Source organism: Haloferula rosea, assembly GCF_016595525.1.
In the GTDB taxonomy this organism is placed as follows: domain Bacteria; phylum Verrucomicrobiota; class Verrucomicrobiia; order Verrucomicrobiales; family Akkermansiaceae; genus Haloferula; species Haloferula rosea.
Genome location: NZ_JAENII010000001.1, coordinates 429,764 through 456,625, shown reverse-complemented (window position 1 = coordinate 456,625; position 26,862 = coordinate 429,764). Strand labels below are relative to the sequence as shown.

The following is a 26,862-nucleotide window of genomic DNA, read 5'->3' as shown; positions in this document are numbered from 1 at the left end:
GCTCACAATCAATGCACCCACTGGAGGTAGAAATACAGGAATGGCGCGGTGAAGCAGAGCGAGTCGATCAGATCAAGCGCTCCCCCGATCCCCGGCAACATGTGGCCCGAGTCCTTCGCCTCAAGACTACGCTTCACGACGCTCTCCGCCAGATCGCCAATCACCGCCAGCAAGGCAATGACCACACCCAGGCCGACGACCGCCCCCCAGCCACCCAGCACATGCAGGCCGGTGGCGAAGTTCGGCATGTCATCCTGGAAAAATGCATAGAGGCCACAGCCAGCCAGCTGGGAAAAAATCAGCGCTCCACCAAAACCCTGCCACGTCTTCCCGGGACTCACGTGGGGGATCATCTTGTGCTTCCCGATCGCGGATCCCACGATGTAGGCACCCATGTCGGTGAACTTGGTCACGGCGATCAACCACAACAGGACCATCGCCCCCGGCACCTCACCCGGCCCATCGAGCTCAAAGACAAGGCGTGGCGCATAGCCGAAGAGAACCGGCAGGTAGATGAATCCCAGCAACGTGAAGGCGACCGCCTTGAGTGGCTCGTCCCCACGGATCGGATGGCGCAGCTGCAACGCGAAGGCACCGGCAATCGCCAGGAAGACCGCGGCACCGGTGAATCCCACCGGCAGGACACCATCGCCACGCAGGAGAAACCACGACATGGCCACCGCATAAAGCACCGCCAACCCGATGCCGAAACGCGGGAAGCACTTCTCCCCGCGCACACGCAGCATCTGAAAATACTCCACCGTGGCCAGAACCATGATCGCCCCGATCAGGATCAGGTAGGCCCAGTCCTGACGACTGGCAAAGCCGAGGGCGACCACACCCCAAAGCCCGAGAGTGCTCGCCGTGCGTTTGAAGAACACGGTGGCTTTGGAATCTTTTGCTGGGGCGGAACTCATTGAGTCAAAGGCTGGCCGCATCCAAACGGGCCAAGGGCTTTGTGGCAAATCATTCTCGTCCGCAACCTTTTCCGAAACCGGGTGTTCCCTTCAACAGCGAAGGACAGCAACCGCTGCGATTCACAGAAACAAAAGCAAACAACCAACCAATCGATATCATGAAAGCACGAATCATCTGCTCGACACTCGCCATCCTCACGGCTGGTTCACTCAGCGCCATCGCACAGGAAGGCGACAAAGGACCACGCAAGGACCGCGGCGAACGCCCGATCCCACCTGAAGTCCTCGAGAAGTTCGACGCCAACAAGGATGGCAAGCTCGACGCCGATGAGCGCAAGGCCGCTGGCGAAGCACGCAAGGCACAAATGGAAAAGCGCCGCGCCGCCATGCTCGAAAAATACGACGCCGATAAAGACGGCAAACTCGACGAGACCGAACGTGAGCAAATGCGCTCCGACATGGAAGCCAAGCGCAAGGAGATCCTCGAGAAGTATGACGCCGACAAGGACGGCAAGCTGAGCCCCGACGAGCGCAAGGCAGCCATCGACGCCGGTGAGCAGATCCCACCACGCCCAATGGCTGGCCGTGGCGGAGAAGGTCGCGGTAAAGGCGGCCCGGGTGCCGGCGGCCCAGGTCGCGGCAAGGGTGGTCCAGGTGCAGGCGGCGAAGGCCGCGGCAAAGGCGGCCCAGGCAAGCCAAAGGGTGGCCAATAAGGTCGCACTCGACTGACTTCAGTCATTCTCACGGCCCGGGGCGATCTCGCTTCGGGCCGTTTTCTTTCAACGCTGCCCCGGCCCGCCCAGTGGAGGGCAGCGACTCCCTCAGCCTTCCTCCAGTTCCTGCTCGATCATCTTGAGCCGGAGATACAGGGCGTCCCACTTCTCCGCCTGAGGTGCCAGATCAGCCTGACGATCTGCAAGCTGACGTCTGACCCCGATCAAGCCGTTGGAATAGGCTCCAAACAGGTCCCGGACGGACTCGATGTAAAACGGACGCACCGCGCGTTCCACCTGGGCCTCGGAATCCATCAAGCGCTGCTTGGCATCGCTCACGACCCGTCGTCCACTGACCCAGGTCACCAGAAGGCTCATCAACGCCATGCCTCCTGCGGTCAGCAGCAACCAGGTTGCGATCGGCTCCACCCCGAGGGTGCCGCAGACTCCGGCACCGATCAGCAGGAGAAACAACAAGGTCGCCATCCCCTTCAAACGCCGGTTCCGGCTCCGCAGTGGACCATCCAACGAACCCCGCAACCGGAGTTGTTGGAGCAAACCCGGCAACGCCTTGCTCGTTTCCTCGACCGAGTGATCAATCACCCCCTCCCGGGCTTCCCCGGACGTGACGGCTTCGCCGGGATCCATCCCCATGCGCTCAATCACCCGCGGACGGACTTCACCCCAGTGACCCTCGCACTCGTTCAGCAAGCGGGCAGCATCCTGGCGACTGAAGTCCGCCATCATGTCCTGCAGTTTCTCCGCCAATTGCGCTTCAAGAATCGTCGCACTGCGATCTCCGAAGAGCAAACCGATGAATGTCCTCATCGGCCCCAGCCGACCCGCCAATGCCCGCCCTACCTGTGCCACCAAGGCCTCGTACGGCTCCCTCAGCTTGACCAGGGTCCGGTCGGCATCCGCAACCACCAACTCGCGCAATTCATCCGCCTCACGCTCCAGCCCGGCAAGAAACCAGCCGTCGTCATCCATGCCCCGCCGCTGACGATCGAGGGCATCCTCGATCCGCCGCAACAACCGGGTCGCCTCCTGACAAGTCCGGTCGAACACATACCGTTTCGCCACCGAATCGCACACCTCGCGGGTGAAAAAGTCCTCGAAGGTCGAGAATCGGCTCGCCGACCAGCCTTTCCTCGCCGTTTCCGGGGAGATCTTCGCCTCCAGCGCGAGACCGGCCGCCATGGTGAGAATCGGCAACTCACGACCGACCTTCTTCACCGATAGCTCCCTCATGTGACCCTCGATGACCCGCAGATCCTCGGCGGACTTCTCATCCGCCTGCTGGACCACGAGAAGCACCCGGTCCAGCGCTTCATCGTCAACCGCACTCAGAAGATCCCAGGTGGCCGCCGTCCACGTATTGCCAGACGGGAAAACCATCAGGATCAGGTCGGCCTTGGAAAACTTCCCGATGTCGGCCAGCACGACCTCCCGCCAGCCCGAATTGCTCCCCGGCGTATCGATCAGTTCAACCCGCCTCAGGAACTCATGCCGCTTCGATACGTGAAGCCAGCCATCCTTCCCCTCCACTTCCTTCTCCGCGGACCCATAGCGGTAATGGATCGTCCGCTGCGTCGTCGGCAGCGGCCCGATCTCACAGATCTCGGCGCCAGCCAGTGCACTGAGCAAGGTGGACTTGCCCGCATTGACCTCGCCGAGCGCCACGACCCTGAGCGGGCGCGAAAGTTCCCGGAGGCCGCTTGGCTCATCGCCCTCGCCACCTTCTGCCAACTGGATTTCCTCGCCGAGGCGACGGATGTCCCCGACGCAGGCCAGCAGCCTTTCCCGTGCCGCAAAATACCGCTCACCCACCATGGCCGAAGGAAGCCTTCAACCGACCGATCAAGGAGCCGGCGTGACCGACGCCTGAGCGGAATCCGGCTTCATCGCCAGAAGTTGGGACACCGTGACAAACTTGTATCCCTTGCGCAGCAGACCATCGAGAGTCGACGGCATCGCGTCCACCGTGGGAGCGTGCAGATCGTGCGCCAGAATGATGGCTCCCGGCGTCGTGCCGGAAAGAATCCGCGAGGTCACCACCGACGGCCCCGGACGCTGCCAGTCCCGCGGGTCAACCGACCACAGGATCGTCGGGTAGCCATACTCACCGTGGATCCAGGAACGCTGACGCTGAAGCAATGCGCCATAGGGAGGACGCATCGTGCGCGGCTGCACCCCGGTCGCCTTGGCGATCGACTCACGGCAGCGATTGAGCTCACCACGGACCTTCTCGTCGCTCATCTTGGTCAGATTGCCGTGCGTGTAGGTGTGATTCCCGATCTCGTGACCTTCCGCCACAATGCGGCGGGTCAGCGCGGGGTAGAGATCCACATTGCGACCGATCACGTAGAACGTCGCCTTGATGTTCCGCTCCCGGAGCATGTCCAGCAGACGCGGTGTGTTCCGCGGGTGCGGGCCATCGTCAAAGGTCATCGCCACAAATGGCTGGCCAACCGAAACTCGGGAGATGGTCACGCCGGCATCCTTGGAGAAATTGGCGGACATCCGCATGTCCGGATTCTTGGGAACCGGACCTTTCGTCTTCGGCGTTTCGTAAGAGCGGTTCGCACTGCTCTTCACCGGAGCCGCTTCCGCCGCTGTCTCGGGTTCTTGGTTCGAACAGCTGCCGAGCGACATGCTCAGAAGCGAGAAGGCAGCGATGTGAAGGGCGGTTTTCATTAAGATCTCCGAAAGAGGGCGCGTCATGGAATAACGCGTATTATGCTCCCGACTCCGCAGATGTCACGCGCTCATTTGCAACCAATCCCTCACAGGAACCGCCCCAAGAGCGGTCTCAGCATGTCCGTTGTCGATTCCGGCCAGAACTCCCGCGGGGTCATGATTGCCCCGTCCAGCGACTGATGCTCGGGCCACTCAGGCTCTTCGGGCACCGCCGGCACCGCCTTCGCCAGCACCCGCTTCGCCAGTGCCACGTTGGCCTTCAAGTGCCCCATCACCGACTCGGCACTGACCGCATCCTCCTCGATTTTCCAGCAGTCGTAGTCCGTCACCATCGCCAGCGTCGCCGACGCAATCTCAGCCTCACGCGCAAGTTTGGCTTCCGGGAGGTTGGTCATCCCGATCACATCGAATCCCAGCTGGCGGTTCGCCTCGCTCTCCGCCCGCGTCGAAAATGCCGGCCCGTCCATGTTCACGTAGGTGCCACGGTCATGCACCGTCGCCCCCTCGGCGATCGCTGCATCACGCAGGATCTGCCTCATTCCCTCGCTGACCGGGTCACCAAAGGAAACGTGCCCGGCGATGCCCTTGCCAAAAAAGGTGTGATGCTCACGGCGACTGGTGCGGTCGAAATACTGGTCGGGCAGGACCACGTCCCGCGGAGCGTAGGCCTCGCGCAAACTGCCCACTGCCGTCACGCAGATCAGGAAGCGGACATCCAGACTGCGCAGCGCCCATAGGTTCGCCCGATGGTTGATCTCGTGCGGCAGGATCCGGTGACCCCGCCCGTGGCGAGGAAGAAACCACACCTGGCGACCTCCCAGCATGCCACCGACCAAAGCATCCGACGGCTCACCATACGGCGTTTCCACCCGGCGTTCCTCCGACTTCTCGAAGCCTTCGATCTCATAAAGCCCACTTCCACCAATGATGCCAATCGCTGCAGCCATGCCATGCCCTTCTCATCCCCCACCCCATCCATCAACCTCAAAACCCGACCGCCCGCATCCCGCCATCCCGATTCTTCACCTGCCCTTCAAATAGAACTCACCGGCGGCGGCGCTAGATTCCTCAGCCACCTTGTCTTCCGACCCCAACACCCGCGAACTCCCCAGCCGCTTCGAAGCCCTCCTCTTCGGACTGAAAACCCGCGTCTTCCAATGCCGCCGGGCCGCTTGGGATCTCCGCCACCGCCCCGCCCGTCACCCACGCGCACAAAGCCTTGAAGACGCTCCGGTCCTCGGCTCCGCTGAGTCCCCGCTGTGGACCCAGACCACGCCCGCCGAATTTCCACTCACTGCCGGAAAGATCGAGAACCTCCGGGTCGCCGCACGCGCCCTCGACGGCATCGAAGTCCCCGCAGGCCGAATCTTCAGCTTCTGGCGCCAACTTGGACGCACCACCCGGAGCCGCGGCTACACCATCGGCCGCGAACTCCGCGAAGGATGCCTCGTCCCCTCCCGCGGTGGCGGACTGTGCCAACTCTCCGGCCTGCTCTATCAGGCCGCCCTCGCCGCCGGTCTGGAAATCGTCGAACGCCACGCCCACTCACGCACCATCCCCGGGTCCGACGCCGAGAAGGATCGCGACGCCACCGTCTTCTGGAACTACGTCGACCTTCGTTTCCGGGCCCCCGTCGCCTGGCGCCTCGAAGTCCGTCTCGATGCCACCACCCTGGCAGTCCGCATGCGCAGCGGCTCCCCCATCGATGTGGTATCACGGAAAACCGAAGCCACCGAACTGCCGCGACCGCCCGCGACCGGAGACTGCCTCACCTGCAATCAAACCGAGTGCTTCCGGCACCCCTCCGCCATCACCTCCCACGCGCCCGCCCTCGGCCACTCCGCCTTCTTCCTCGATGCCCGCTGGCCGGAATTAGATCGCTGGTGTGCCGGACACGCCCGCGAGGGAGATCACTGGTTCACTCCGCTCGACGGACACAAGTGGCGAAAACCCAACTACCGCTGGAATCCACCCGGCCACGCAGTCGCCTGCCACGCGACCATCCCCACCCTCCGCCGTTCCATCCAGCAACGCCGGCTGCCCGCCCAGGGTGCGATCCGGCAGGCAGCCCTCCTCAGGGCCGACGCCGACCTCGCAAGCTACTACGACCACCGTATCTCTCCGCAGTGCCGGCACCTCGTCGTCAGCCAGAACCTCCTCCCTCACCTCTGGCAACTCGGGACCCTAGGGGGCCGGACCTTCGACGTCCTCGTCACCCGCTGGCCGCTGGCCGAACTCCACCGGCGCCTCGACACCGCTTCCCGGCAGCAACCGGACTCACCCACCCTCGGCGATTTCCGCGCCGATGACGAACTCGTCCGCTCCGAGACCGAAGCCCTCGAGCAGGCGGGAAGACTGATCACCCCGCACCGCGCCCTCGCCAGCCACTTCGGGCACCGCGCATGGCTGATCGACTGGGACATGCCGCACCCGACCACCCCGGGCACCCGTCCACCCCACGACAGCTCGGCACCTCTCCGGCTCTTCCTCCCCTGCTCCCCGCTTGGACGAAAAGGCATCCACGAACTGGCCGCCGCCCTCGAAGGGACCGACCACGAACTCCTGGTCCTCGGCCGCGCCCGTGAAGACTCTGCTGACGATCCACTTGAGTCCATCCGCTGGCATCCCGCCACCCTCTCCGATCTGCCCACCTGCCACGCCCTGATCCTTCCCGCCTGGGTCGAGCACCAACCCCGCCTCGCCCTGCGCGCCCTCGCCCACGGCATCCCCGTCATCGCCACCTCCACCTGCGGCCTTCCCCAACACCCCCTGCTCCGTACCCTCCCGGAACCCAACCCCACCCTCCTCGCCGACGCCATCCAATCCCTTCACACCGAAAGTCCCGCACCTCCCGCCACCGCCACCGCCGACCACGCCGCGCCTGCATGAAAGCGCTTCTCTTCATCCTCTCTCTCGTCCTCTGCTCTTGCCGGAGTCAGGACACCGACTCAGAAACCAGCACCGTGGACGAGGAAAGCACCACCGCAGCCAACCGCGCTGTCGATTCATCCCTGCCAGGGCCCGCACGGGCCAAGGCCGCCGCCCAGCGCGTCCGCGCATCCCTCACCCGCGATCTGGAAGCGAAGAAACTCCGCTTCGGTGACCCTGTATTCCTGCGCGCCTACAAGGAAGAGAACGTGCTCGAACTCTGGGTGCAGGAACCCGGCACCCAGACATTCAAACTCTTCCGCAGCTATCCCATCGCCGCCGCTTCCGGCGCCCTCGGACCGAAGACCGCCGAAGGAGACCGCCAGGTCCCCGAGGGCTTCTACTTCTTCGCCCGCTCCGGCATGAAACCCGACTCCACCTTCCACCTCGCCTTCAACATCGGCTACCCGAACGCCTACGACCGGCATCACAAACGCACCGGCTCCTTCATCATGGTTCACGGCAATTGCGTCAGCATCGGCTGCCTCGCCATGAGCGACGAAAAGATCGAGGAAATCTACACCCTCTGCGATGCCGCCCTCACCAACGGCCAACCCTTCATCCGCATCCACCTCTTTCCCTTCCGCATGACCGAAACCCGCATGCGCCGTGCCGCCTCCAGCAAGCATCTCGATTTCTGGAAGAACCTCAAGCAAGGCCACGACCACTTCGAAAAGACCCGCCGCCCGCCGGACACCAGCATCGTCGACGGGAAGTATGCGTTTGAGTGAAAGCCAGGACGCTGAACGCAGTCTCTGCGCCAGCCCGGATCAACACCCCAGGCAGCAATGCCCGATGCCGACCATCGAGCGGGAGTTCGGCCTCATTCCGTGACCGAAACTTCCCGCGGGATGAATGATGGAAAAAGGACCTCGAATCCCGCCTCACCCGGCAGCCGCCAATTCCGTGACATCCTCGACCACGCCGTGAGACTCCTCACCCATCGTGATCTCGACGAGATGTTCGCCGCCGTCGCAGTAAGGAATCACTCCGCCGTCCAAGGCCTTGCCGTCGACGGTGATGGAAGCCACCCCCCGCGACACTCCCTGCGGATTCTCCACCACGATCCTGTAGCTCGCGCCACGGATCCGACGGGTGACTTCGAAGCGGTCCCAGGAACTCGGCACGCAGGGATCCACCACCAACCCGTCATGCCCGGGTCGGATGCCGAGGATGAACTTTGTCGCCGCCTGATAGGTCCACGATGCCGTGCCCGACAACCAGCTGTTCCGGCCGAGGCCAAACTGGGGATGCTCGTCCCCGAGGATGTTCTGCGGATAGCAATAGGGTTCCACCTCGAACAGATCGATGTCGTCATTGCGTTTCGCCGGGTTGATCTGTGAGTAGTATTCGAAGGCACGGTCGCCACGTCCAAGCATCGTCTCGGCGATCATCACCCAGGGGTTGGAATGCAGGAAGATGCCGCCGTTCTCCTTGGCACCGGGCGGATAGGTCGTCACTCCACCGATTTCCGGGTCATACTGGTTGTATCCCGGACCACTCAGCTTGATCCCGAAGGGCGTGTTGAGTTTCTCGCGCACTGAATCCAAGGCACGACTTGCCCGTTCTTCCGGTGCAAACCCTGCCATCACCGCCCACGACTGGGCGTTGGTGTAGATCGCTCCATGGGCATTGTTCCTCGAGCCGAGCGCCTCACCTTGCTCGGTGAAGTAGCGCACGTACCAATCCCCGTCCCAGGCAACCTCGTTGACCTGTTGCCGCATGTCGGCGTGATCACCCCGATAGCGTTCCGCCAGGTCATCATGCCCCAGGTGCTCGCAGAGCTCGATCATCTCACGCAGGCCCAGCCCGTAGAGACAGGCATTGAACATGCTCTCCGCCTTGCCGGGAAGATTGACGCAATCGTTCCAGTCCGCGAACCCGAGCAAGGGGATGCCATGGTCACCGACATTCTCCTTCGTCCAGGCAAGCGCCTTGCAGAGGTGCTCCATCACCGTTCCATCAGGTCGTCCGTCAATGGAAAGACTAGCATCGTAGTAGGTGATCTTCTCATCGAGGAAATCACGGTCACCGGTCTCCTTCAGGTAGGCGCACACCGCGGACACGATCCACAGGTGGTCATCGCCATAGACCAGCTTGCCATTATCCTTCTCCTCCTCGGCATCCCCGCAGTCGGCCTCCATCGTCGCCGGATAGAACTGGTGCATCGCGGATCCATCGGGCTTCTGGATACTCAGCAGCTTGCGCAACAACTCCTTCGCTTCGCCCGGCGCACCCGACAGTCCGCCCATGACATCCTGCGAGCTGTCACGGAAACCAAGTCCCCGGGTTCCGATGCCGAGTTGATAGAGCGAAAGGTAGCGCGACCAGTTCATCGTCATGTAGCACTGCCGCGGATTGTGCACGTTGACCATGGCATCAAAGTCAGGGTCCGGCGTGCGGCACTCGAACACGGAAAGGTTCGCGCTCCAGAAATCCGCCAACCTCTCGAACGCGGCATCCACTTCATGATGGTTGCAGTACTTCGTCACGGTGGTGCGGATCTCGTCGCGCTCGGCCTGCCCGAGCATGGCAACCACCCGCTCCTCTGCTCCCGACTGGAGCGTTCCGAGCGGCAGCACCAGTGCACCGATGTTGTCCCCACGACGGGCCTCGTAGCAGGATAGCGGGTGCCCGGATGCCAGGGCCAGCGGTTCACGCCAGGTGCCATATTCGTTTCCACCAAGAAAGATCTTCCGGTCGCTCTCGAAGGACGACACCGCCCCGCTGGCGGACAGATAGTTCACCGCGCCGTCCTTCCTCAGGAAGGGATACTGGAGGAGGGCGAGATGATCGGCATCGATTGGCAGTGCCTCGCTCATCATCGTCTGCGGCACCCAGTCGGCGTTGGCAAACTGCTTGAGCGCGTCGAAGTGGCTGTACTCCACGACCGGCACCACTTCCACATCCACTTCATCGTCGCGGAGGTTGGTCACCCGGATATCACGCAACTCGACGGACTCGCCGGTCGGCACGAAGATGGTCACCTCGGTGCGGATTCCGCGGATCTCACTGACGATCGTCTGATAGGACAACCCGACCCGGCATTCATAGAGATCAAATGCGTCCAGGCGGGGAGTGAAGAAGGGGCTGATCAACTCAACCCCGTCCTTCCCCCGCACCCTCAGATAGAGCGTGGTGCCCTTGAAGTCCGATGCCGGGAGCTGCGGGATGTACTTGGTAATCCGGTTCAACCCCGGATCACCGGCACACAGCAGAGAACCACCGGTCTGGTCGACGATACCGCCGAAGGCCAGCGAGCCGATGTAGTTGACCCACTTGACCGGGGTCCTGGGATCGGTGATCACGTACTCGCGCCGATCGTTGTCAAAGTAACCGTATTTCATGACTGAGTCAGAAGGAAAGAAAGTGAATCGAACACGCTTATCGGCCCTGGTAGTGCACCGCATAACCTTCGTCGGTCATGCCCGGGTCCTTGGCGAGATACTCGACATGCCCATCCACATAGAGGAAGTGCCGCCCCTCTCCGTGGGCAGGGTTCTCAGCATCCTTGTTGAGATCACCCCGGTAACGGAGGCCGTTGCCACGCCACAGCGGCGCATCGCGGGTCCAGTCCTCGACGATGAGGAAGGTGCGGGCCGGTTGGCGAATCGACTGCACACGCCGCGGGGAAAAGGCACCATTTCCGAGCCACTCACCCTCCCCGTCCTTCATCCCGAGCACCCATGGATTGCCAAGGTAGCTCTTATGAAGTTCGCGGCACCCATCCTTGTCGGCAGGACAATTGAAGATGTTCCCGGCTCCATCCTTGAAGAAGGGACCATCCGCCGGACCACCGGTATCCGGATAACTGGTATCAACCTCGGACACCAGACGACGAATCCACCCCTTGGGTGGCCCGCCATGAGGATACATGCCGCTGTTTTCCACAGCCGCTGCATTCATCATGCTGCCGACCTGACGGAGGTTCGATACACAACCGGCAGCATTCGCTTTCGACTTCACGCGGATCGAAACGGCGAAGACCACCGAAGCAAGCACCGCCACGATGACGATACTCACAAGAAGTTCGACCAGGGTGAAACCTGCGGCGCGGGTTGGTTTGAAGAAATGGGTTTTCATGAAGAGGATTCGGATTTGAGTTTCCGAACCTTCCCCGATCCCTGCGCCTTGCTCAAGGGAACCCCGCAGCCATTTTCGTCCTCGAAACCATGCAGGAACGCACTATCGCATCCAGAAACCGATCAATCAGCACCATCAGGAATTGCAAGAAACGGACGCAAAGTGCGTTTTATCAACTTAAACCCACCGTTCTTCACCACAATAGCGCCTTGTTGATTTCATCCAATGGCACTCACTATGGTTCCGATCATTCAAACCACGAATCTTACTCGAAACCCATGAAACCATCCAATTCACTGACCACTCTCCTCAGCCTCATGGCTGTCGTAGGAGTCGGCTCGTCACCCGCTTCGGCCAGCACGCTCGAGGACTGGCAGTTCAATGAAGCCGCCGACACTCCCTTCACTGGCCTCGTCAACTCAGCAGGCACCGCCGCGTGGGCCGGTAACGTCGCAAACGTCGCCACCGACGGCTCAGGCCACCTGGTGTTTTCCGTCAGCGTCGACGACCCGGAGACCACCGAAGTCGATGAATCCACCGACAATTTGTTCCGCACGACCGACGTCACCACACCAGGTGCCACCACCGGCAAGTTCGAACTCGCCTTCACCTACCAGTCCGCGACTTTGGCAGGCGGGGATGCTACTGGTGCCAATGTCGGATTCACAGTTCGAAACTCGAGCAACGTCGACCTGCTGAATGTCCGCCTCCAGAAGCAAAATGGCGACCTCCGCCTCCAGCGACGCAACAGCTCCACCGGCCTCAACACCGATCTGGAGGACTTCGCGCAAACCAGTCTCACCGGCCCACTCGAAGTCCGCGTGATCTTCGACATGGATAGCGACACCTACGATGTCTACTGGACTCCGGACGGCCAGCCTCAACGATGCCAGACGAACATCCCGATGGATATCACCGGATCAACGCTCGACCGCCTCCGCCTCTACGCCAGCACGAATGCGACCGACTGGGGCGCCACGGACGAAGTGGCGGTCGATTTCCTGACACTCTCGACCTACACCGACCCTCCGGTCGCACCGGCCATCGAGGACTGGCAATTCAATATCGACGGCGAAAGCCTCGGCAACGCCCAGAACGACGCGGGCACCGGCACGCTGGGTGGAAACGCCGACAATGCCGTGACTTCGGGCGGAAACATGGTCTTCACCCAAGGCACGAGCGATACCGACAGCATCTTCCGCAACGGTGACATCACCACACCGGACCAGACGACCGGGCGCTTCGGCATGGAATGGTTCGTCCCTTCGGCCACTCTTTCCGGTGGTGATGTGACCGGCGCGAATGTGGGCTTCGGGATGCGCGACAAAGGCGCCGGCACCGACCTCTTCATCGTCCGTCTCCATCGGCAGAACAGCAGCCTCCTCCTGCAAACCCGTGTCGGAAACACCAACACAACCCTAGTCGACTTCGGAGTCACCACCATCACCGACCTGAACGTTTCGGTGGTCGCCGACTTGGACACCGACACCTTCGACGTCCACTGGCAACTCGGTGACGGCATCGGAAACTGCGTGTCGGGTATCGCCATGGCAGCCACAGGCCTCGAGTTCGATCAGGTCCGGACGACAGCCAACACCAACACCTTGGACTGGGGTGCTGCTGACGAAGTGCTCGTCGACTATCTGGTCATCCGTGATCTCAACGCTCCGACCGACCTGAGCCTGTCCATCGTCCAAGGCCCGGGCGCAGGAGAGATCACTCTCGTTTGGCCGATCGCCACCCCCGCCAATGCCGTGCTTGAGGAATCCACGGACCTGGGTGCTTCGGACGCGTGGGAACAAGTCGTCGGCGTGCCGGTCGAGAATGGTGACAACTTCGAGTTGACGATTTCCACCCCAGGCACTCCGGCCAACTTCTACCGTCTCAATACCCCCTGAGCCGGAGAAGCTTCAACCATTCAAACTGGCCGGCATCTCACGATGCCGGCCTTTTGCATTCCTTGGGAAGCCCTTCCCCGAAGAAGGGCGTTTTCTCGGCCATCGTGGGCCGAAAAAGAACGCTGACGCGCCTTTGAGAACCCGCACTCCCATGCTTCCTTTTTCCAACCCATGACGACCCGAATTTTCAAAACCCAGCTGTTCGTCAGCCTTCTCTTCGGCTCAAGCCTGTTTGCGATCGATCCACCGAGCCACGGAGCCGCTTCGCCCGGTGGGCCCGCGACCATCGCCCTTGCATGGACCGATTCCGTCGATGGAGAAACCGGATTCCGGATCTATCGGGACGGATCCCCCGTTGCCGACCTGCCCGCTGGATCGACCTACTACTACGACCGTAGTTTGAACCCCGAGACGAGCTACTCGTATGAGGTTCGCTCTCTCCATGGTGCCACGGAGTCCGCACCCCTCGTTCTGGGAAGCGCGGCGACCACGATCCGCATGAACATCATCTTCTTCCTCGCCGACGACATGGGAGTGAAGGACATCGTGGCCCTCCGCAACCGCCCGATCGACGGACCGACCATTCACGAGACACCCGCCCTCGACATCCTCGCTGGCCAGTCCATGGTGATCGACAATGCCTACTGTTCGGGCCCCCGTTGTGTGGTGGCACGCCGCTCTCTTCTCACCGGCACCTATGACTGGAACCCGGAAGTGGTGGGCAAAGGAAGCGACTACCTCGACCCGGGTGGCAATTCCACCGGCGGCGGCGTTCCTATCGATGCCGTGACCTATGGTGAGGCCGCCCAAGGCGCTGGCTACCGCACCTGCTACATCGGCAAGTATCACCTCGGTCAGAGCGACGACTCCATTCCTCGTGGTCCGGCTCAGCAGGGATTCGACGTCAGCATCGCCGCCGGACATGCCGGAGCCCCCTCGTCCAATCCAACCAACGGCCTCTCCTACTTCCCTGACCCGAACACCCTGCTCTACGAAGACCTTTCCGACCCTGCCTACAACATGGGCCCGGGCACCGGACTGACCGTGCCGGCAGCGAACGGCGAGGAGTATCTCACCGACCGTCTCACCGATGAAGGCATCGACTTCATCAACGACAGCCTCACTAATCACAGCACCTCCCCCTTCTTCCTCACGCTCGCCCACTATGCCGTCCACACCCCGGCCGAGGCAAAGCAAAGCGACATCGATTACTTCACGGCGAGGAAGACGTCCATGGCCGACGAGCTCGCCAACCACCCCGCGGGCACCGGACTCATCCGCGACTACTCCTCGGCGACTCGGGTCGTACAGGACAACCGGGTCTATGCCGCGATGATGAAGAGCTACGACGACAGCATCGCTGACCTCCGTGCCCACCTCGCCGCCACCTCGGATCCCCGCCACCCGGGCAAGACGCTGGCGGAAACCACAGTGCTCGTGGTCTCCTCTGACCACGGCGGCAAATCGACCTCTGCCTACGGCGACGGAGTCGACCCCTCGAAGGATCTGGAGGACGACGCCACCGACCCCGTGAACACGGGCGACTTCTCGAATGCCTACTCCGCCTATCCGACCTCAAACTACCCCCTCCGCCAGGGGAAGACCTGGGTCTACGAGGGCGGCCTCAGGATCCCCCTGATCGTTCATGTGCCCGGCCTGACCAGCGCCAGTGTCTCGAAGGCCTTCGTGCACGGTGCGGACTTTTGGGCAACCTTTGCCGACCTCACCGGAGCGGCCCAACAACCGGCAGAAGCACGTGACTCGGAAAGCTTCATGCTGAGCGCGGGCCAGCCCACCCGTTCGGCCCGCCCGGACCTTCATCACTTCTTCACCAATGCCAATGTCGGCACCGCCAATCCGGCTCTCGGTGCCTACCGCAAGGGCGACTACAAGCTGCTCTACTTCATGGTCCAGCGCCGTCTCGAGCTCTACAACCTCGCGGCCGACCCCTACGAAAGAAACGACCTAGCTCCAAGCCGACCCGACCTCGCCGCCGAGATGCTTGACGCTCTCTATCAGAAGGTTCTCTCCGCAGGCACGAAGATGCCGAAACCGGGAAGCAACTCGTGGCAAAGCGAACAACGGGTGCTGATCGACAACGCGGTGATCAACCAACTCCCCACCCCTCCGGATGCCGCACCGAGCGGACTCGTCCTGACCCAACTCTCCGACCACGCCATCCATCTCGATTGGACGATCAACGCCACCAACGCCACCCGCTCGATCATCTATCGCTCCGGACCCGACGAACGCGCCTTGAATGGCGGCACCGACAGCTACCGCGAGATTGGCTTCGTCCTGGGAAACATCGGTACCTACGTCGATGACAACTTCTCCTCTGGCGACGGCGAGAAATACAAGTATCGCGTGGAGAGTGAGAACCTCGGCGGCTGGAACGGCTTCACGATCGACCCGGGTGGTCAGTTCTCCGACGGCAACAACATCAATGGCACCACCAACACCGGGAATGTGACCCTGACACTCAACACAGGAGCTGTCTCCCCCGCTCTCACCCTCGTCGATGACGCCATCACCATCCTGCCGGGCGAAACACTCACCTTTGATCCCCGGCTCAACGACTTCGGCGATGGCCCGCTGAGTATCTCCGCCATCACCCAGCCGGCTTCCGGATCCGCGACGACTGACGGCTCATCCATCACCTTCAGTGCCCCGGAGAGTTTTGCGGGTGGGGTCACCATGATCTACACCGCAATCGATGGCGCTGCTCAGACTGCCAACGCCACCGTGACCTTCACCCTGCCGGTCCCTCCGGCCGACGAAGTGATCGAGCAGTGGGATTTCGACGACGCATCGGGAGTCCAACTTGAGAGCTGCCTCAGTGCCAACGGAACCGGTTTCACAGGCACCACCTCGGACAAGGTCGCCTGTGACGGAGCGGGAAACCTGCTCCTCCAACAGGACACCACCGATCACTTCCGCACGACCACCAACTACCCCGGCGCCCCCTTCACCACCGGCCGTTTCGCCTGGGAAATCGCCGTCGATTCCATCGACTTCACCCAGTCGCCCAATGGGGTCACCTTCGGTTTCTCGCTCCGCGACGAAGGCGGCAACGATTTCGGCAATATCCGATTCAGGAAGAATGCAGGCACGCTGGTGCTGGAAAACCGCATCGGCAGCAGCAACGAACGCCTCTATGACTTCGACCAAGGTGGCGGCGCAGTCACTACTGCCAGCGACCTGCTGGTCCGAGCCATCCTCGATCTCGACACCCGCAAGTGGTCCGGCACCCTGACCATCGCTGGGGGCAGTCCCATCCCACTACCGGAACTTGATGCCGACACCGCGGCCACCGGTGGACTGGCCCTGACGCGCTTCCAGGGCAACCAAACCAGCACCAAATGGGGAGCAGGCGACACCGCGTCCATCGATCGAGTGACACTTCGCCGCCTCACCGCCGAAGTCAGTCTCTACGAGCAATGGTCCACCGGCCAGCCATGGAACGGCGTGCTCGAGACCATGCCGGAAGACGACCCCGACGGAGACGGCATGGTCAACCTGTTGGAATTCGCCCTCGGCACCTCACCCACCAGCGGCGCCCATGGCAGTCCCGTCACCGTGCAGGACTCTGGCACCGGGCCAGCCCTCCGCTTCGTCCCGGTCCGCAATACCACAAGCCTGCTCTACTTCGTCCAGAGCTCCGTCGACCTCAATGACTGGGTGAGCATCCCCGAGGTGCCCATCACCGCCCCCGCCGGATCTCTGGTGGAAGTGGACCTTCCGAATGGCGGCATCGGATTTGGTCGTGTCCGAGTCGCCGACTGACGGATTGGCATGCGCTGCCTACCCACCGAATGGGCGCACCCGCAGGGTTTTCTGGTCGAATTCGAGCCCACTGGGAAATTGTCCGAAACAATTGGAGTGTTACCCTTCAACAACCATCCCTTCGCTTCACTGATGAGAAAAACCCACTTCCTCTTACTCGCCTCCATCACCTCGCCCGTGGCGCATGGTGCCCTGACCTTCAACATCGATCGGATCGGGCCGAATGAATCCCCCAACCCTTCAGGTGGAGCCATCGCCGTCGGTGATGTCGATGGCATGGTGAACGCAGCTTATTCCCAATCGCCCGCCGGGCTTGACGGACAGGCAAGCGGCACCATGACCATCACGCTGACCAGCCTGACTCTGGACGGGAATGGAGCGGATGACGACACCGCGGTATTCAACTTCACCGTGTCCGCCACCGGAGGAACGATCAACAACGACCCGAACGACCTCGGTGTGAATGGCAATGGTGGTGGGAGAATCAGTGACGTGTCCGAGAGCCTTACTTTCACTTACACCGGCGGGTCCATCACATTGGGGGCGGGTGCAACCCCCGGCGATACAGGAGTGATCGACTTCATCGGCTTCAACCAGATCGATTTTTCCCAGTTTACGAATGACGGAACGGCTCCTGACGACGTGGCAAGCCTCGCCTTCGGGGGTGGCGCTGCCACCAACGTCACCACCGACGAATTCACCTTCGCCCCCAATTCCGATGCCATGACAGTGGGTTACGTGTCGGGCGACACCAACGACGGCTTCAAGGTCAACCACTTCCGGGCACGCTTCTCGCTCGACGTGGTTCCCGAACCTTCAACGGCCCTCCTCTCGATGATTGGCCTCACCGGCTTCCTGCTTCGCCGTCGTCGCTGAAGAAGGGACCTGATCTGAGCACCGGCACCGCCACCATCGGCGGCGCCTTTCACTCGTCTCCGAGAGCATTCGTTCGCACGACCTTCGAGTACCAGTGCGCCGACTTCTTCGGTGTGCGCTTCAGGCTCTTCGGGTCGACGTGGACCAGACCAAAGCGGAACCGGTAGCCCGACGCCCACTCGAAATTGTCCATCAACGACCACGCAAAATAACCCTTCAGATGGACACCGTCGCCGATCGCCTGGTGGCAGGCCTCCAGATAGCCACGATAGAACTCGAGGCGGTCCTGATCATCCACGCTTCCGTCGGCTGACACCTGATCATCCATCGCACAACCGTTCTCGGTGATGTAGATGGCGGGATCCCCGTATCGCTCGGCGATCCATCCGAGAAGCTTGCGGCAGCCCCATGGCACCACCGCCCACTTGAACTCGGTCAGCGGCCACTCGGGATCCACGGACAGGTCCACGTCCTGATCCTCGGAAATACCACCGTTGCCGTAGACGCTTCCTTCCTTGCCATCCGAGGATGCCTCAGCAGCAAACATCGTCGTGTAGTGATTCAGACCGAAGAAGTCGGAGGACCCGAGAAGCGCCTTGCTTTCCTCCTCCGTGAACTTCGGAAGTCGGTCTCCCACCCGCTCACGCATCGACTCCGGATAGTCTCCACTGCGGAAGATCGGATCGGCAAACCACCCGAGATAGAACTCCAAAGCACGCTGCGCGGCGTCCTTGTCTTCGGGCTTGTCGGTGAGCGGCTCGCGCCAGTCGCAGTTGTTCGTGATCCCGATCTTCCCGCCTTGATGGGCAAACTCGTTCCTGTAGCACTGCACCGCCTTGGCATGGGAGCGCAGCAGGTGGTGCGCCGCGACGTAGGGCTCGGTGGTGGAGGTTCGCCCCGGGGCGAACACCCCTTGCCCATAGCCAAGAATGGCCACGACCCATGGCTCATTGAGCGTGATCCAGTGTTTTACCCGATCCCCGAAGGCCTCGAAACAGATCCGGGCGTAGGCTTCGAAATCATCGGCGATCTCCGGATTCAACCAGCCATCGCGCTCGGTCTGGAGTGCCAGTGGCAGGTCCCAGTGGTAGAGCGTCACCCACGGCTCGATACCGTGCTCCAGCAGGGTATCGATCAGTTTGGAATAGAAACGGATGCCCTCCTCGTTCATCGAACCACGATCAAGCCGGCCGGTCGGAAGGATGCGTGGCCATGAGATGGAGAAACGATAGGCCCGCAAGCCCAGCGAAGCCATCAGGGCCACATCTTCCCGGAATTTGTGGAAGTGGTCACAGGCCACCTTGCCGTCGTCCCCGCCCGCAATTCGGCCGGGAATCTCGCAGAAGGCATCCCAGATGGACGGCCCCTTGCCCCCCTCGTCGTGTCCGCCTTCGATCTGATAGGATGAGGTCGCAGTGCCCCACGTGAAGTTTTCGGGAAATTGCATCAATCGATCTCGACTCGGATTCTAGTTGGCTGGCTTCAGGTCGCCGAAGGTGCCGGGCATTCCTTCCAGATGCTCGCGCAGGACCTGTTGCAGCTCGGCCAGCTTCGCGGCATGTGCCGGGTCCGCGGCGAGGTTCTTCTGCTCGGTCGGGTCGGAGGCGAGGTGGTAGAGCTGATCCGCGTCGTGGAAGGACGGATACTTGCCGATCGACATGTGTTCCGCATCACCACCGCCGGGAATCGACTGCACGTGGGAGAATGGAGCCGCCGGATCCTCCGTGTAAACCGGACGCCCCCGTCTCGTCTGGTTCTCGTTGAAGCGATCCAGCACGCGCTGACGTTTTTCCACCGACATGTTCGCGACCGGCTCGGGATAGCGGAGCGCGATGTACTTCCACTCGCCCTGGATCACCCCGCGCACGAATCCCAGTTCGAAGAAAAGCGCATCATGCACCTGCTCCTTCTCTCCATTCAGCACCGGCATGATGGAAGCTCCATCGAAGTCCGCCTCCCCACTGCTTGCTCCGGCAAGCTCCACCAGGGTCGGTGCGAAATCCAGATTGCTGACCAGTGCATCAGTCCGTGGCCCCACCGGGAAACCACCCTCACGGCGGATGAAGCCCTCGGAATGCACCCCTCCTTCATAGATCGTCCCCTTGGCCTGCTGGCCGTGGTCGTTGAAATAGACGATGATCGTATTCTCAAGCTCACCCGATGCCTCCAGCTTGTCCACGAGTGCGCCCACCATGTCGTCGAGCCACAACAGGTTCGGGCGGCCCCACTTGGCCGGCACACCGGCCTCCTTCAGTCGAGGTTCGAGGGTGTCTCGCGCAGGCAATACATCCAGAGGCTCCTTCAGCATGCCCACGGCGGTGATCCGTGGATCCGCCTTGTAAGAACGCTCCGGCTCGCCAGGGCCATGGGGAATGGTCACCGCGCAGTAGAGGAAAAACGGCCGGTCATCCTCTTCGTCGAGGAAATCCAGCGCCCCCTTGGCAATCCAATCGAGGTTGTGCGAAGCGAGAGCCTTCACCCCGATGAAGTCGGGGTTGTCGTAGTAGAGCGAGGCACCATAGTCGAATCCCGCCTCATGGATGGCCTCCATCTGCTTCGCGTAGTTGTCCTTCAGAATCGCCAGCATCTCGGGGTCATCCGCCTTCGCCAGCCACTCGGGCTTCTTCATGCCCTTGACTTCCACCACGTGGTTCTTGCCGACGATTCCCGTCCGATAGCCCGCCTTCTGCAGCATCTTTGGCAGCGTCGGCATGCCCTCCGTGATGAAGGTGTTCCACTCCACTGAAGCCTGACCACCCAGTTCCTTCTGGCGGTCGAGAAAACTCTGCGCTTTCGATCGGCTTGGATACATCCCGGTCAGCGCGGCAAACCGACTGGGCGTGCACACCGGCGAAGTCACGTACATCCGATCGAAGATCGTCGCGCTCTCCGCAAGGCGATCGGTATTGGGGGTGAAGTTGCGTGGCTTGCCGTTGTCCTGTTTGCCTTCCGGCATCCAATTCATGTGGTGCTTGAACTGGTCGTCGGTAATCAGGAAGAGAATGTTGGGCTTCTTGGCCGAATCCTTGGCAGGTTCCACCCCATCGACCTGATCGGCCGACGGGACTACGTTTGCTTCCGCACCCGGTTCGGCAGGTGCCCCGGCCGGCTTGTCACAGCCGCTGAAACCCAGGCTACCGGCAGCCAGAAGAAGGAAATGGAATTTGAATTTCATCAATCTCAGGAGTTGAGGAACTGGTCCGTGGCGGCCCGGAAGCGCTTCACTTCGTCGGCCACGGCTGGATCATCGATCAGACTGCGCTTCTCCAGCGGGTCGGTCTCGTAATCATAGAACTCCTCGAACTTCATGTCCGAAGGATCGCCCTTGGTAATCCAGCGAATGTAGCGGTAGCGCCCGTCTCGGAGGGTGTAGCCCATCAGCTCTTTGCCACCACCGCCGCGAGGATACTGACTCACCGCATAGTCCTTCACCTTCGCCTTCGAATCATCAAGCACCGGGGTCAGACTCACTCCTTCCAGTTCCTTCAGCTTTGGAATCCCTGCGAGGTCGCAGAGCGTCGGGAAGATATCGACGAACTCGACCGGTGACATCGTCTTCGCTCCCTTCCCGCCCTTCGCCCTGCGGGCAATGATCATCGGCACGCGGGTGGCCTGCTCGTAGTTGGTGTGCTTGCACCACATCCCGTGGTCCCCGAGATGCCAGCCATGATCACCCCAGAAAACGACGATCGTGTTGTCCGCAATTCCCTGCTCGTCGAGCGCATCGAGAAGCTTTCCGACTTGAGCATCAATGTAGGAGACACACGCCATGTAGCCGTGCACCAACTGGCGCTGGTCCGCTTCAGGAAGTTCCTTCCCCTGATACTCCTTGTAGCCGGCATAGCTGCCATTCTTGAGCTCCCATGAATCCTGAAAGTGGACCTGCGGGGCTCCCTCCGGCATCTTCTGGAATTCCGCCAATCGAATGTCGTCCCCCAAATACAGGTCGGCATACTTCTTCGGCGCCACAAACGGCAGGTGGGGCTTCTTGAATCCCACCGCGAGTAAGAAGGGCTTCTCGTCCTTCGACAACTCAGCAATCAACTCGACGGCCTTCTCCGCGTAGATGCCGTCGTCGTAAGCGGTGTCCGACACATCCTGGTCGATCTCCACCGCGGGCATTCCGCCAAGAGCCTGCTTCATCTTGTCCCAGTTGCCACGGTTCTCTTTTTTGGCCGCCTGAGCGCGAGCCACAAATTCCGGGTCGACGAATCCCATCTGGGACTCCGGGTTCTCCGAAGTCTTCACATACGGCCGGCTCCAGGATGCCGGATCATTCTTCATCATCCCGTCCACACTGCGCGGGTCGAAGGTCTTCCCCAAACCGATCGAAGTGTAGCCGTGGTCCTTGAAGTGCTGCGGCAGGGTCACCACTTCGGGAATCATGTCGCGCAGGCGGGTCTTCAGGTCCCACACCTTGGTGGTGTCCGGACGGAGGCCCGTAAGCAGGCTCGCACGGGACGGGCCGCATACGGCCTGCTGGCAATGCGCGTTGAGGAAGGTGGTCCCCTGGGAAGCCAGACGGTCGATCTGCGGGGTCTTGATCACCGGATCCCCATAGCAACCGAGCATCGGTTTGAGGTCATCCACCGCAATGAAGAGGACGTTGGGTTTCTCAGCGCTATGAGCCGATGCCGCCATCAGGGCGGTCAGAAGAAGGGATTTCATCATGGGTTCAATGGATTGGATCTTACTTGTCGAAAGGGTTGTTCCCGCCCTGGCGGGCACCGGCGTCCTTTTTCAGCCGGGTGAGGAGGTCGGTGAGTTCTGAGGCCTTGTCCGGATGCTTCTCCACGAGATTCGTGGACTCGGACGGATCCTCCACGAGCTGATAGAGTTCCTTGGGACCGCCATCGTGGTGCTCGATGAGCTTCCACTCACCATCGATGACGGCAGACGCATTCCGATCTCCCGTGGACTGGGGACGCGCTCTCGGCGAGTGAAAGAACATGGGAGGCCTCTGCTGGGCTTCCCCTTTCAGGGTCGGCAGATAACTCACGGAATCCCTTGCCTCGCCCGCATCCACCTTCAAACCCACCGCCTCGACGATCGTTGCGTAGTGATCGGTCCCCAGTGTCTGCACAGGGGTCGATCCCGGCTTCACCGTGCCCGGCCACTTCACGATCATGGGCACCCGGAGCCCGCCATCATGGAGCCATCCCTTGCCGTGACGGTAGGGTCGATTCGTCGTCGCCAAGGGCCGCCCGCTCGATCCGCCGCGGGTCGATAGCCCACCATGATCCGAAGTCAGGATGACCAGGGTGTCTTCCGTGAGGTTCAGCTGATCCAGCTCCTTCAGGACACGACCGACACTGTCGTCCATGCTCTTCACCATTGCCGCGTAGATCGGATTGTTCTGCTCGGTCTTGTCGGTCGCCGAGTCGGAAGCCTCGAAGTCCGGATCCTTGCTCTTGCCTCCGGCGGGTTTCCCGTTGAGGCGCTCCCTCGCCTCCTCCACCAAAGCATCAGGTGCCTGGAACGGGGTGTGCACCGCATAGTGGGCAAGCACCAACAGGAATGGCGCTTCGCGATTCTTGCGCAGGAAGTCGATGGCCTCGTCGGTGAGACGGTCATTCAGATACTCACCCTTTTCGCCATCGACGACGGGAAAGTCCTCTTTCTCCTGATGACGACCGTCGGGTGTCACATGATAGGGATGAAAGTAGCTCCGGGGAGCTCCCGCCGCCCCCGCAATCCGGCTGTCCGAGAACCCCTGGGTCTCGGGGCCTCCGCCCTTTTTACCAAGATGCCACTTGCCAATGTAGCCGGTCACGTAGCCGGCATCCGCCATGACCTCGGCGAAGGTCACACGCTCGGGAGCAAGCGCGTGCTCACTTTTCTGAAAGCCCGGAACCCCTCCCCGGGCTGGCACCCTTCCACTAAAGATCCCGTACCTCGAGGGCACGCAACGGGGGTGGGCGCTGTAGGCATTCTCGAACACCAACCCCTCCTTGCCCATCCGATCGATGTTCGGGGTCTGATGAAAGGTGCTGCCATGCAATCCGACATCCTGGCGACCGAGGTCATCGATCAGCAACAGAACCACATTCGGTTTCGCAAGAACCGAGCCAGCCAACAGGAAAAGGAGGAAGAATTTCATTCGCCACGAAGGATGAACCCAAGGTCGTCGAAATAGATGCGACCACTGACCGGAGACTTGGATTTGAGATGGAAGCGGACGGCGTAGAGCTCGTGCATCGATTCAAGCACGCGGAGGTCGGATACCGGAATCGACAGCGACTTCCAGCCACCGACGAGTTCCTTCAACGGCACCTTTCCGATCGGCATCCAGTGATCGAGGTTGCTCTGAACCACCACCTGCACGAAAGCGTGGGGATCATCGGTCTTCAGATCGGCGGATCCACCGAGCAGGCCGGTCACTCCCCCGACTCGATCCTTCTTCAAGCCCTCCGGCATCTCCTTGATCGCCAGCAAACAGTTCTTCTGCGGCTCGTCGATCGCCTTCTCGAGGGATGCAACCGCCACGGTTTGGTTTGGCCGCACCTGACCGTCGACGCCCAGCCCGTAATCGTGCTCAAGACCGGCAACCGATTCCTGTCCGGCAAATTCCCAGAACACCTGGGCGCGCTCCTTGACTTCCGCCCAGTGGATCGTCTTCTCGGCGATCATCCCACCGGCCCGGACTTTCACCGTGGCTCGGCCGGTTCCACCCGCACTCAGCTGGAATGTTCCCACTGACGTCACGGTGGAAACCTTCTGCCGATCCGCCTGGCCTACTCCTTCCACACTCAGTTCCACTTCGTCCAAAGTTCCCGCCCACGCACCCTTGCCACCGCGGACAAGGACGAAGCCTTCGACCGGCAGATCTGCAGGAGCTTCATCGGGAAGCAGGATCTCCAAGGCAGGCTGACCCGGGTCCTCATCCTGCCGCTCAGCGGGTTCATCGCTCAACACCAGGGCCGAGAACGGTGGCAACTCGAACTTCGAAGCATCCATCGCGGTCTCACGAGCCGGATGGCTCCACTCAGGTCGCTGCTCGTATGGATTCCAAAAGTACTCCCGCTGGGAGAACAACCAGGCCTTGTAGCCTCCTGTTAGAACATCATTGCCAACCGCCACCCCATCCATTCCCACCGCATCGCGCGTTGTATTGATGAACATCACCCGCGGGCGACCCTCCTTGAGCGTTGCAAAGCCCACGACCCCCTTCGGAAGTTCGCCAAGGTCCGCCCACTGCGAACCCATGTGCTCACGCCACAGCATCATCGCATGAAACGAAGCACGGGCCCCCTCGCCGTGCTTCCCGAACAGCCCGTGGCCCCCACCACCGACATCGGAAAAGTAGTCCCACTGATTGGCAAAATCGACCCCGCTCGCGGCCATCGATCCCACGAAAACGGCCGTCCACAGACCACTCGACAGATCCACGGTCGGCCGGGTCTCCATCACCTGCTTGTGCCATTCGGTCACCCCGATCTCGATCTCGTCCTCGCGGCCCGGCTGATACTTCGCGATCCATCCACGGATCTTCTCGACCGCCGCCCCCACATCATCCGCTTTGGCGAACCTCTCCGCCTCCGACTTCCCGCCTCCGAGAACCGGATAGGTGTGGAAGGTCACAAAATCGAGCAACTCACCCCCTTCTCGGATCACCGCTTCCACGAAGGGAAGCTGGTCATTCGAAGCCGTGGGCCCTCCCACCTTGATCGTCGGATCCACCACCTTCATCGCCTTCGCGAAGGCCACAAATCGGCGGGCATACTCGGCCGCATCGACCACCTTGCCATCCGGACCCACATGGCCGAGTTCCCACTCACCATCGAGTTCGTTGCCAACCTCCCAGTAGTCCACCCGGTAGCCTTCCTTCTTCGCCCAGCGCACCCACTCGGCCGCCATCTCCGGCGTGCCGGTGCCGGCATTCACCGTCACGATCGCAGCGGCTCCCTGCGCTTTCACATAATCATGCAGCGCCTTGACGTCGACGTGCCCGTGGAAGTCGGACAGGGTTCCATCCGACTTCGACAGCCTGAATCCCGGGGCATAGCCCGAAAAATCCACCTTCCACATGTGACCGTCGCGCTTGGTCAGGTCGAAGTTCTGACCGTCGCGCACCCCATTGCCATTCCAATAGATCTCGTCCGACCACGAACCACCCGGAAGACGCAGCAAGGCCGGCTTCCATCGGTCGAGGTGGGCTTCGAGCTGCGGCGTGTGTAGATCCTTGGACTCATACCAAAGCGCCACGTTGCCGCCGAGGATCCGCCCCAGGTCGACCGTGCGGACCTCCTCCGGGATTTCCACACGGACCGGCTCCCCCGACACCGCGAGAATCGATGCGGCTCCGAAGGCCAGCGCTTTGGGTTTCATGTTCAAGGGACGGATTGGTTCACTCAACCAGATCGAGCGAGACCTTGCGAATACTGATCTCACCCTTGAATTCACCGAACAGAAACTTCAACGCCATCGGCTTTGTACCGTCGGTCGCCTTGGGTGTGATCCGCAGTTTCTTGGTCGCCCATTCCGCCGTCAGAGGTATGCGGTTGAAGTAGGCATACTTGCCGGGACCCGTCGTCACCACCACGGGGAACTTCTCTCCCTTCTCCACGCTTCCCTTCACGTCGAAGCTCAACGAGTAGGTCTTCCCCACCTCCAACTTCACCTCCTGCATCAACTGTCGATTGCCAGGGCTGTCACTTGCATCCGCGGCCGTCAGGGTCAGCACCCCGTCAGCCACCGCCTTGTCCGTGGCAGGCGTATCATTGATCGAGAATACCTTCCAAGGATTCAAGGGCTTCTCAAACGAACCGTTCTTGATCAGTGGTTCCGCCGCCGTGGCAAATCCGGCACACAGGCCCAACAGGGCACAACTCTGGAGTAGTTTTTTCATCATGGGTTTGAGGGGTTGATTGCAGGCATTCATCACCTGCGACACTCGGATATTCACCGCTCGTCCCCCGCTTCACAACTTCGCATATCGGTGATTTGGGAATGAATTTGGCC

The 26,862-nt window shown here is 61.4% G+C and carries 18 protein-coding genes; 6 read left to right on the top strand and 12 right to left on the bottom strand.

Going from position 1 to position 26,862, the window contains the following annotated elements; genetic code table 11:
* Positions 1 to 8: 8 nt before the first annotated feature.
* Complete coding sequence (locus JIN81_RS01595) at positions 9 to 917, bottom strand: phosphatidate cytidylyltransferase (protein WP_200275614.1); 909 nt, start codon at positions 915 to 917, stop codon at positions 9 to 11.
* Positions 918 to 1,075: 158 nt separating this feature from the next.
* On the opposite strand from JIN81_RS01595, the gene JIN81_RS01590 reads away from it, so the two are divergent.
* On the top strand, positions 1,076 to 1,630 hold the full coding sequence (locus tag JIN81_RS01590; RefSeq protein ID WP_200275613.1) for an EF-hand domain-containing protein: 555 nt from the start codon (positions 1,076 to 1,078) through the stop codon (positions 1,628 to 1,630).
* 108 nt (positions 1,631 to 1,738) lie between these two features.
* Here JIN81_RS01590 and JIN81_RS01585 read toward each other — a convergent pair whose 3' ends face one another.
* The 3 genes from JIN81_RS01585 to mtnP form a co-directional block, all read right to left on the bottom strand.
* Positions 1,739 to 3,463 (bottom strand): dynamin family protein, encoded by a 1,725-nt coding sequence (locus JIN81_RS01585; RefSeq protein ID WP_200275611.1) that lies wholly within the window; start codon positions 3,461 to 3,463, stop codon positions 1,739 to 1,741.
* Between the two features lie 27 nt (positions 3,464 to 3,490).
* Complete coding sequence (locus JIN81_RS01580; protein ID WP_200275609.1) at positions 3,491 to 4,327, bottom strand: polysaccharide deacetylase family protein; 837 nt, start codon at positions 4,325 to 4,327, stop codon at positions 3,491 to 3,493.
* Between the two features lie 89 nt (positions 4,328 to 4,416).
* Positions 4,417 to 5,277, bottom strand: a complete 861-nt coding sequence (gene mtnP / locus JIN81_RS01575) for an S-methyl-5'-thioadenosine phosphorylase (protein ID WP_200275607.1) — start codon at positions 5,275 to 5,277, stop codon at positions 4,417 to 4,419.
* A gap of 130 nt (positions 5,278 to 5,407) precedes the next feature.
* Between mtnP and JIN81_RS01570 the strand changes: the two genes are divergently transcribed.
* Both JIN81_RS01570 and JIN81_RS01565 read left to right on the top strand, forming a co-directional pair.
* Positions 5,408 to 7,219, top strand: a complete 1,812-nt coding sequence (locus JIN81_RS01570) for a VanW family protein (protein ID WP_200275596.1) — start codon at positions 5,408 to 5,410, stop codon at positions 7,217 to 7,219.
* Positions 7,216 to 7,989 (top strand): L,D-transpeptidase family protein, encoded by a 774-nt coding sequence (locus JIN81_RS01565; protein ID WP_200275594.1) that lies wholly within the window; start codon positions 7,216 to 7,218, stop codon positions 7,987 to 7,989. The genes JIN81_RS01570 and JIN81_RS01565 overlap by 4 nt, the downstream gene beginning before the upstream one ends.
* A gap of 153 nt (positions 7,990 to 8,142) precedes the next feature.
* Here JIN81_RS01565 and JIN81_RS01560 read toward each other — a convergent pair whose 3' ends face one another.
* Positions 8,143 to 10,605 carry a glycoside hydrolase family 94 protein gene (locus tag JIN81_RS01560; RefSeq protein ID WP_200275591.1) on the bottom strand — a complete coding sequence of 821 codons (2,463 nt, stop codon included), beginning with the start codon at positions 10,603 to 10,605 and terminating at the stop codon, positions 8,143 to 8,145.
* Positions 10,606 to 10,642: 37 nt separating this feature from the next.
* Entirely contained in the window at positions 10,643 to 11,341 is a 699-nt protein-coding gene (locus JIN81_RS01555) for a type II secretion system protein (RefSeq protein ID WP_200275823.1), read from the bottom strand.
* Between the two features lie 278 nt (positions 11,342 to 11,619).
* Here JIN81_RS01555 and JIN81_RS01550 point away from each other — a divergent pair, with 278 nt between their 5' ends.
* From JIN81_RS01550 to JIN81_RS01540, 3 genes are all read left to right on the top strand, one after another.
* Complete coding sequence (locus JIN81_RS01550; RefSeq protein WP_200275589.1) at positions 11,620 to 13,239, top strand: hypothetical protein; 1,620 nt, start codon at positions 11,620 to 11,622, stop codon at positions 13,237 to 13,239.
* A 171-nt stretch (positions 13,240 to 13,410) separates the two neighbouring features.
* Positions 13,411 to 17,025 (top strand): sulfatase-like hydrolase/transferase, encoded by a 3,615-nt coding sequence (locus JIN81_RS01545; RefSeq protein ID WP_200275587.1) that lies wholly within the window; start codon positions 13,411 to 13,413, stop codon positions 17,023 to 17,025.
* A 132-nt stretch (positions 17,026 to 17,157) separates the two neighbouring features.
* Complete coding sequence (locus JIN81_RS01540; protein ID WP_200275585.1) at positions 17,158 to 17,901, top strand: PEP-CTERM sorting domain-containing protein; 744 nt, start codon at positions 17,158 to 17,160, stop codon at positions 17,899 to 17,901.
* 49 nt (positions 17,902 to 17,950) lie between these two features.
* On the opposite strand, the gene JIN81_RS01535 is transcribed toward JIN81_RS01540, so the two are convergent.
* The 6 genes from JIN81_RS01535 to JIN81_RS01510 are packed head-to-tail and all read right to left on the bottom strand — an operon-like array spanning position 17,951 to position 26,752.
* Positions 17,951 to 19,348: a GH1 family beta-glucosidase gene (locus JIN81_RS01535; RefSeq protein WP_200275583.1), complete on the bottom strand. Its 1,398-nt coding sequence runs from the start codon at positions 19,346 to 19,348 to the stop codon at positions 17,951 to 17,953.
* 21 nt (positions 19,349 to 19,369) lie between these two features.
* On the bottom strand, positions 19,370 to 21,076 hold the full coding sequence (locus JIN81_RS01530; protein WP_200275581.1) for a sulfatase family protein: 1,707 nt from the start codon (positions 21,074 to 21,076) through the stop codon (positions 19,370 to 19,372).
* Between the two features lie 5 nt (positions 21,077 to 21,081).
* Positions 21,082 to 22,572, bottom strand: coding sequence for a sulfatase (locus tag JIN81_RS01525; RefSeq protein ID WP_200275579.1), 1,491 nt, complete (start codon positions 22,570 to 22,572; stop codon positions 21,082 to 21,084).
* 19 nt (positions 22,573 to 22,591) lie between these two features.
* A complete protein-coding gene (locus tag JIN81_RS01520; protein ID WP_200275577.1) occupies positions 22,592 to 24,001 on the bottom strand; it encodes a sulfatase in 1,410 nt (469 codons plus the stop codon).
* On the bottom strand, positions 23,998 to 26,229 hold the full coding sequence (locus tag JIN81_RS01515; protein WP_200275575.1) for a hypothetical protein: 2,232 nt from the start codon (positions 26,227 to 26,229) through the stop codon (positions 23,998 to 24,000). Before JIN81_RS01515 ends, JIN81_RS01520 begins: the two co-directional genes overlap by 4 nt.
* A 19-nt stretch (positions 26,230 to 26,248) precedes the next feature.
* On the bottom strand, positions 26,249 to 26,752 hold the full coding sequence (locus JIN81_RS01510; RefSeq protein ID WP_200275573.1) for a carbohydrate binding domain-containing protein: 504 nt from the start codon (positions 26,750 to 26,752) through the stop codon (positions 26,249 to 26,251).
* Between the last annotated feature and the right edge of the window lie 110 nt (positions 26,753 to 26,862).

Coding starts and splice junctions, on each gene's coding strand:
- JIN81_RS01525 (WP_200275579.1), bottom strand. CDS start 22,572: ATGATGAAATCCCTTCTTCTGACCGCCCTGATGGCGGCATCGGCTCAT.
- JIN81_RS01540 (WP_200275585.1), top strand. CDS start 17,158: ATGAGAAAAACCCACTTCCTCTTACTCGCCTCCATCACCTCGCCCGTG.
- JIN81_RS01510 (WP_200275573.1), bottom strand. CDS start 26,752: ATGATGAAAAAACTACTCCAGAGTTGTGCCCTGTTGGGCCTGTGTGCC.
- JIN81_RS01565 (WP_200275594.1), top strand. CDS start 7,216: ATGAAAGCGCTTCTCTTCATCCTCTCTCTCGTCCTCTGCTCTTGCCGG.
- JIN81_RS01580 (WP_200275609.1), bottom strand. CDS start 4,327: ATGAAAACCGCCCTTCACATCGCTGCCTTCTCGCTTCTGAGCATGTCG.
- JIN81_RS01535 (WP_200275583.1), bottom strand. CDS start 19,348: ATGCAATTTCCCGAAAACTTCACGTGGGGCACTGCGACCTCATCCTAT.
- JIN81_RS01585 (WP_200275611.1), bottom strand. CDS start 3,463: ATGGTGGGTGAGCGGTATTTTGCGGCACGGGAAAGGCTGCTGGCCTGC.
- JIN81_RS01520 (WP_200275577.1), bottom strand. CDS start 24,001: ATGAAATTCTTCCTCCTTTTCCTGTTGGCTGGCTCGGTTCTTGCGAAA.
- JIN81_RS01545 (WP_200275587.1), top strand. CDS start 13,411: ATGACGACCCGAATTTTCAAAACCCAGCTGTTCGTCAGCCTTCTCTTC.
- JIN81_RS01515 (WP_200275575.1), bottom strand. CDS start 26,229: ATGAAACCCAAAGCGCTGGCCTTCGGAGCCGCATCGATTCTCGCGGTG.
- mtnP (WP_200275607.1), bottom strand. CDS start 5,277: ATGGCTGCAGCGATTGGCATCATTGGTGGAAGTGGGCTTTATGAGATC.
- JIN81_RS01560 (WP_200275591.1), bottom strand. CDS start 10,605: ATGAAATACGGTTACTTTGACAACGATCGGCGCGAGTACGTGATCACC.
- JIN81_RS01550 (WP_200275589.1), top strand. CDS start 11,620: ATGAAACCATCCAATTCACTGACCACTCTCCTCAGCCTCATGGCTGTC.
- JIN81_RS01590 (WP_200275613.1), top strand. CDS start 1,076: ATGAAAGCACGAATCATCTGCTCGACACTCGCCATCCTCACGGCTGGT.
- JIN81_RS01595 (WP_200275614.1), bottom strand. CDS start 917: ATGAGTTCCGCCCCAGCAAAAGATTCCAAAGCCACCGTGTTCTTCAAA.
- JIN81_RS01530 (WP_200275581.1), bottom strand. CDS start 21,076: ATGAAATTCAAATTCCATTTCCTTCTTCTGGCTGCCGGTAGCCTGGGT.
- JIN81_RS01555 (WP_200275823.1), bottom strand. CDS start 11,341: ATGAAAACCCATTTCTTCAAACCAACCCGCGCCGCAGGTTTCACCCTG.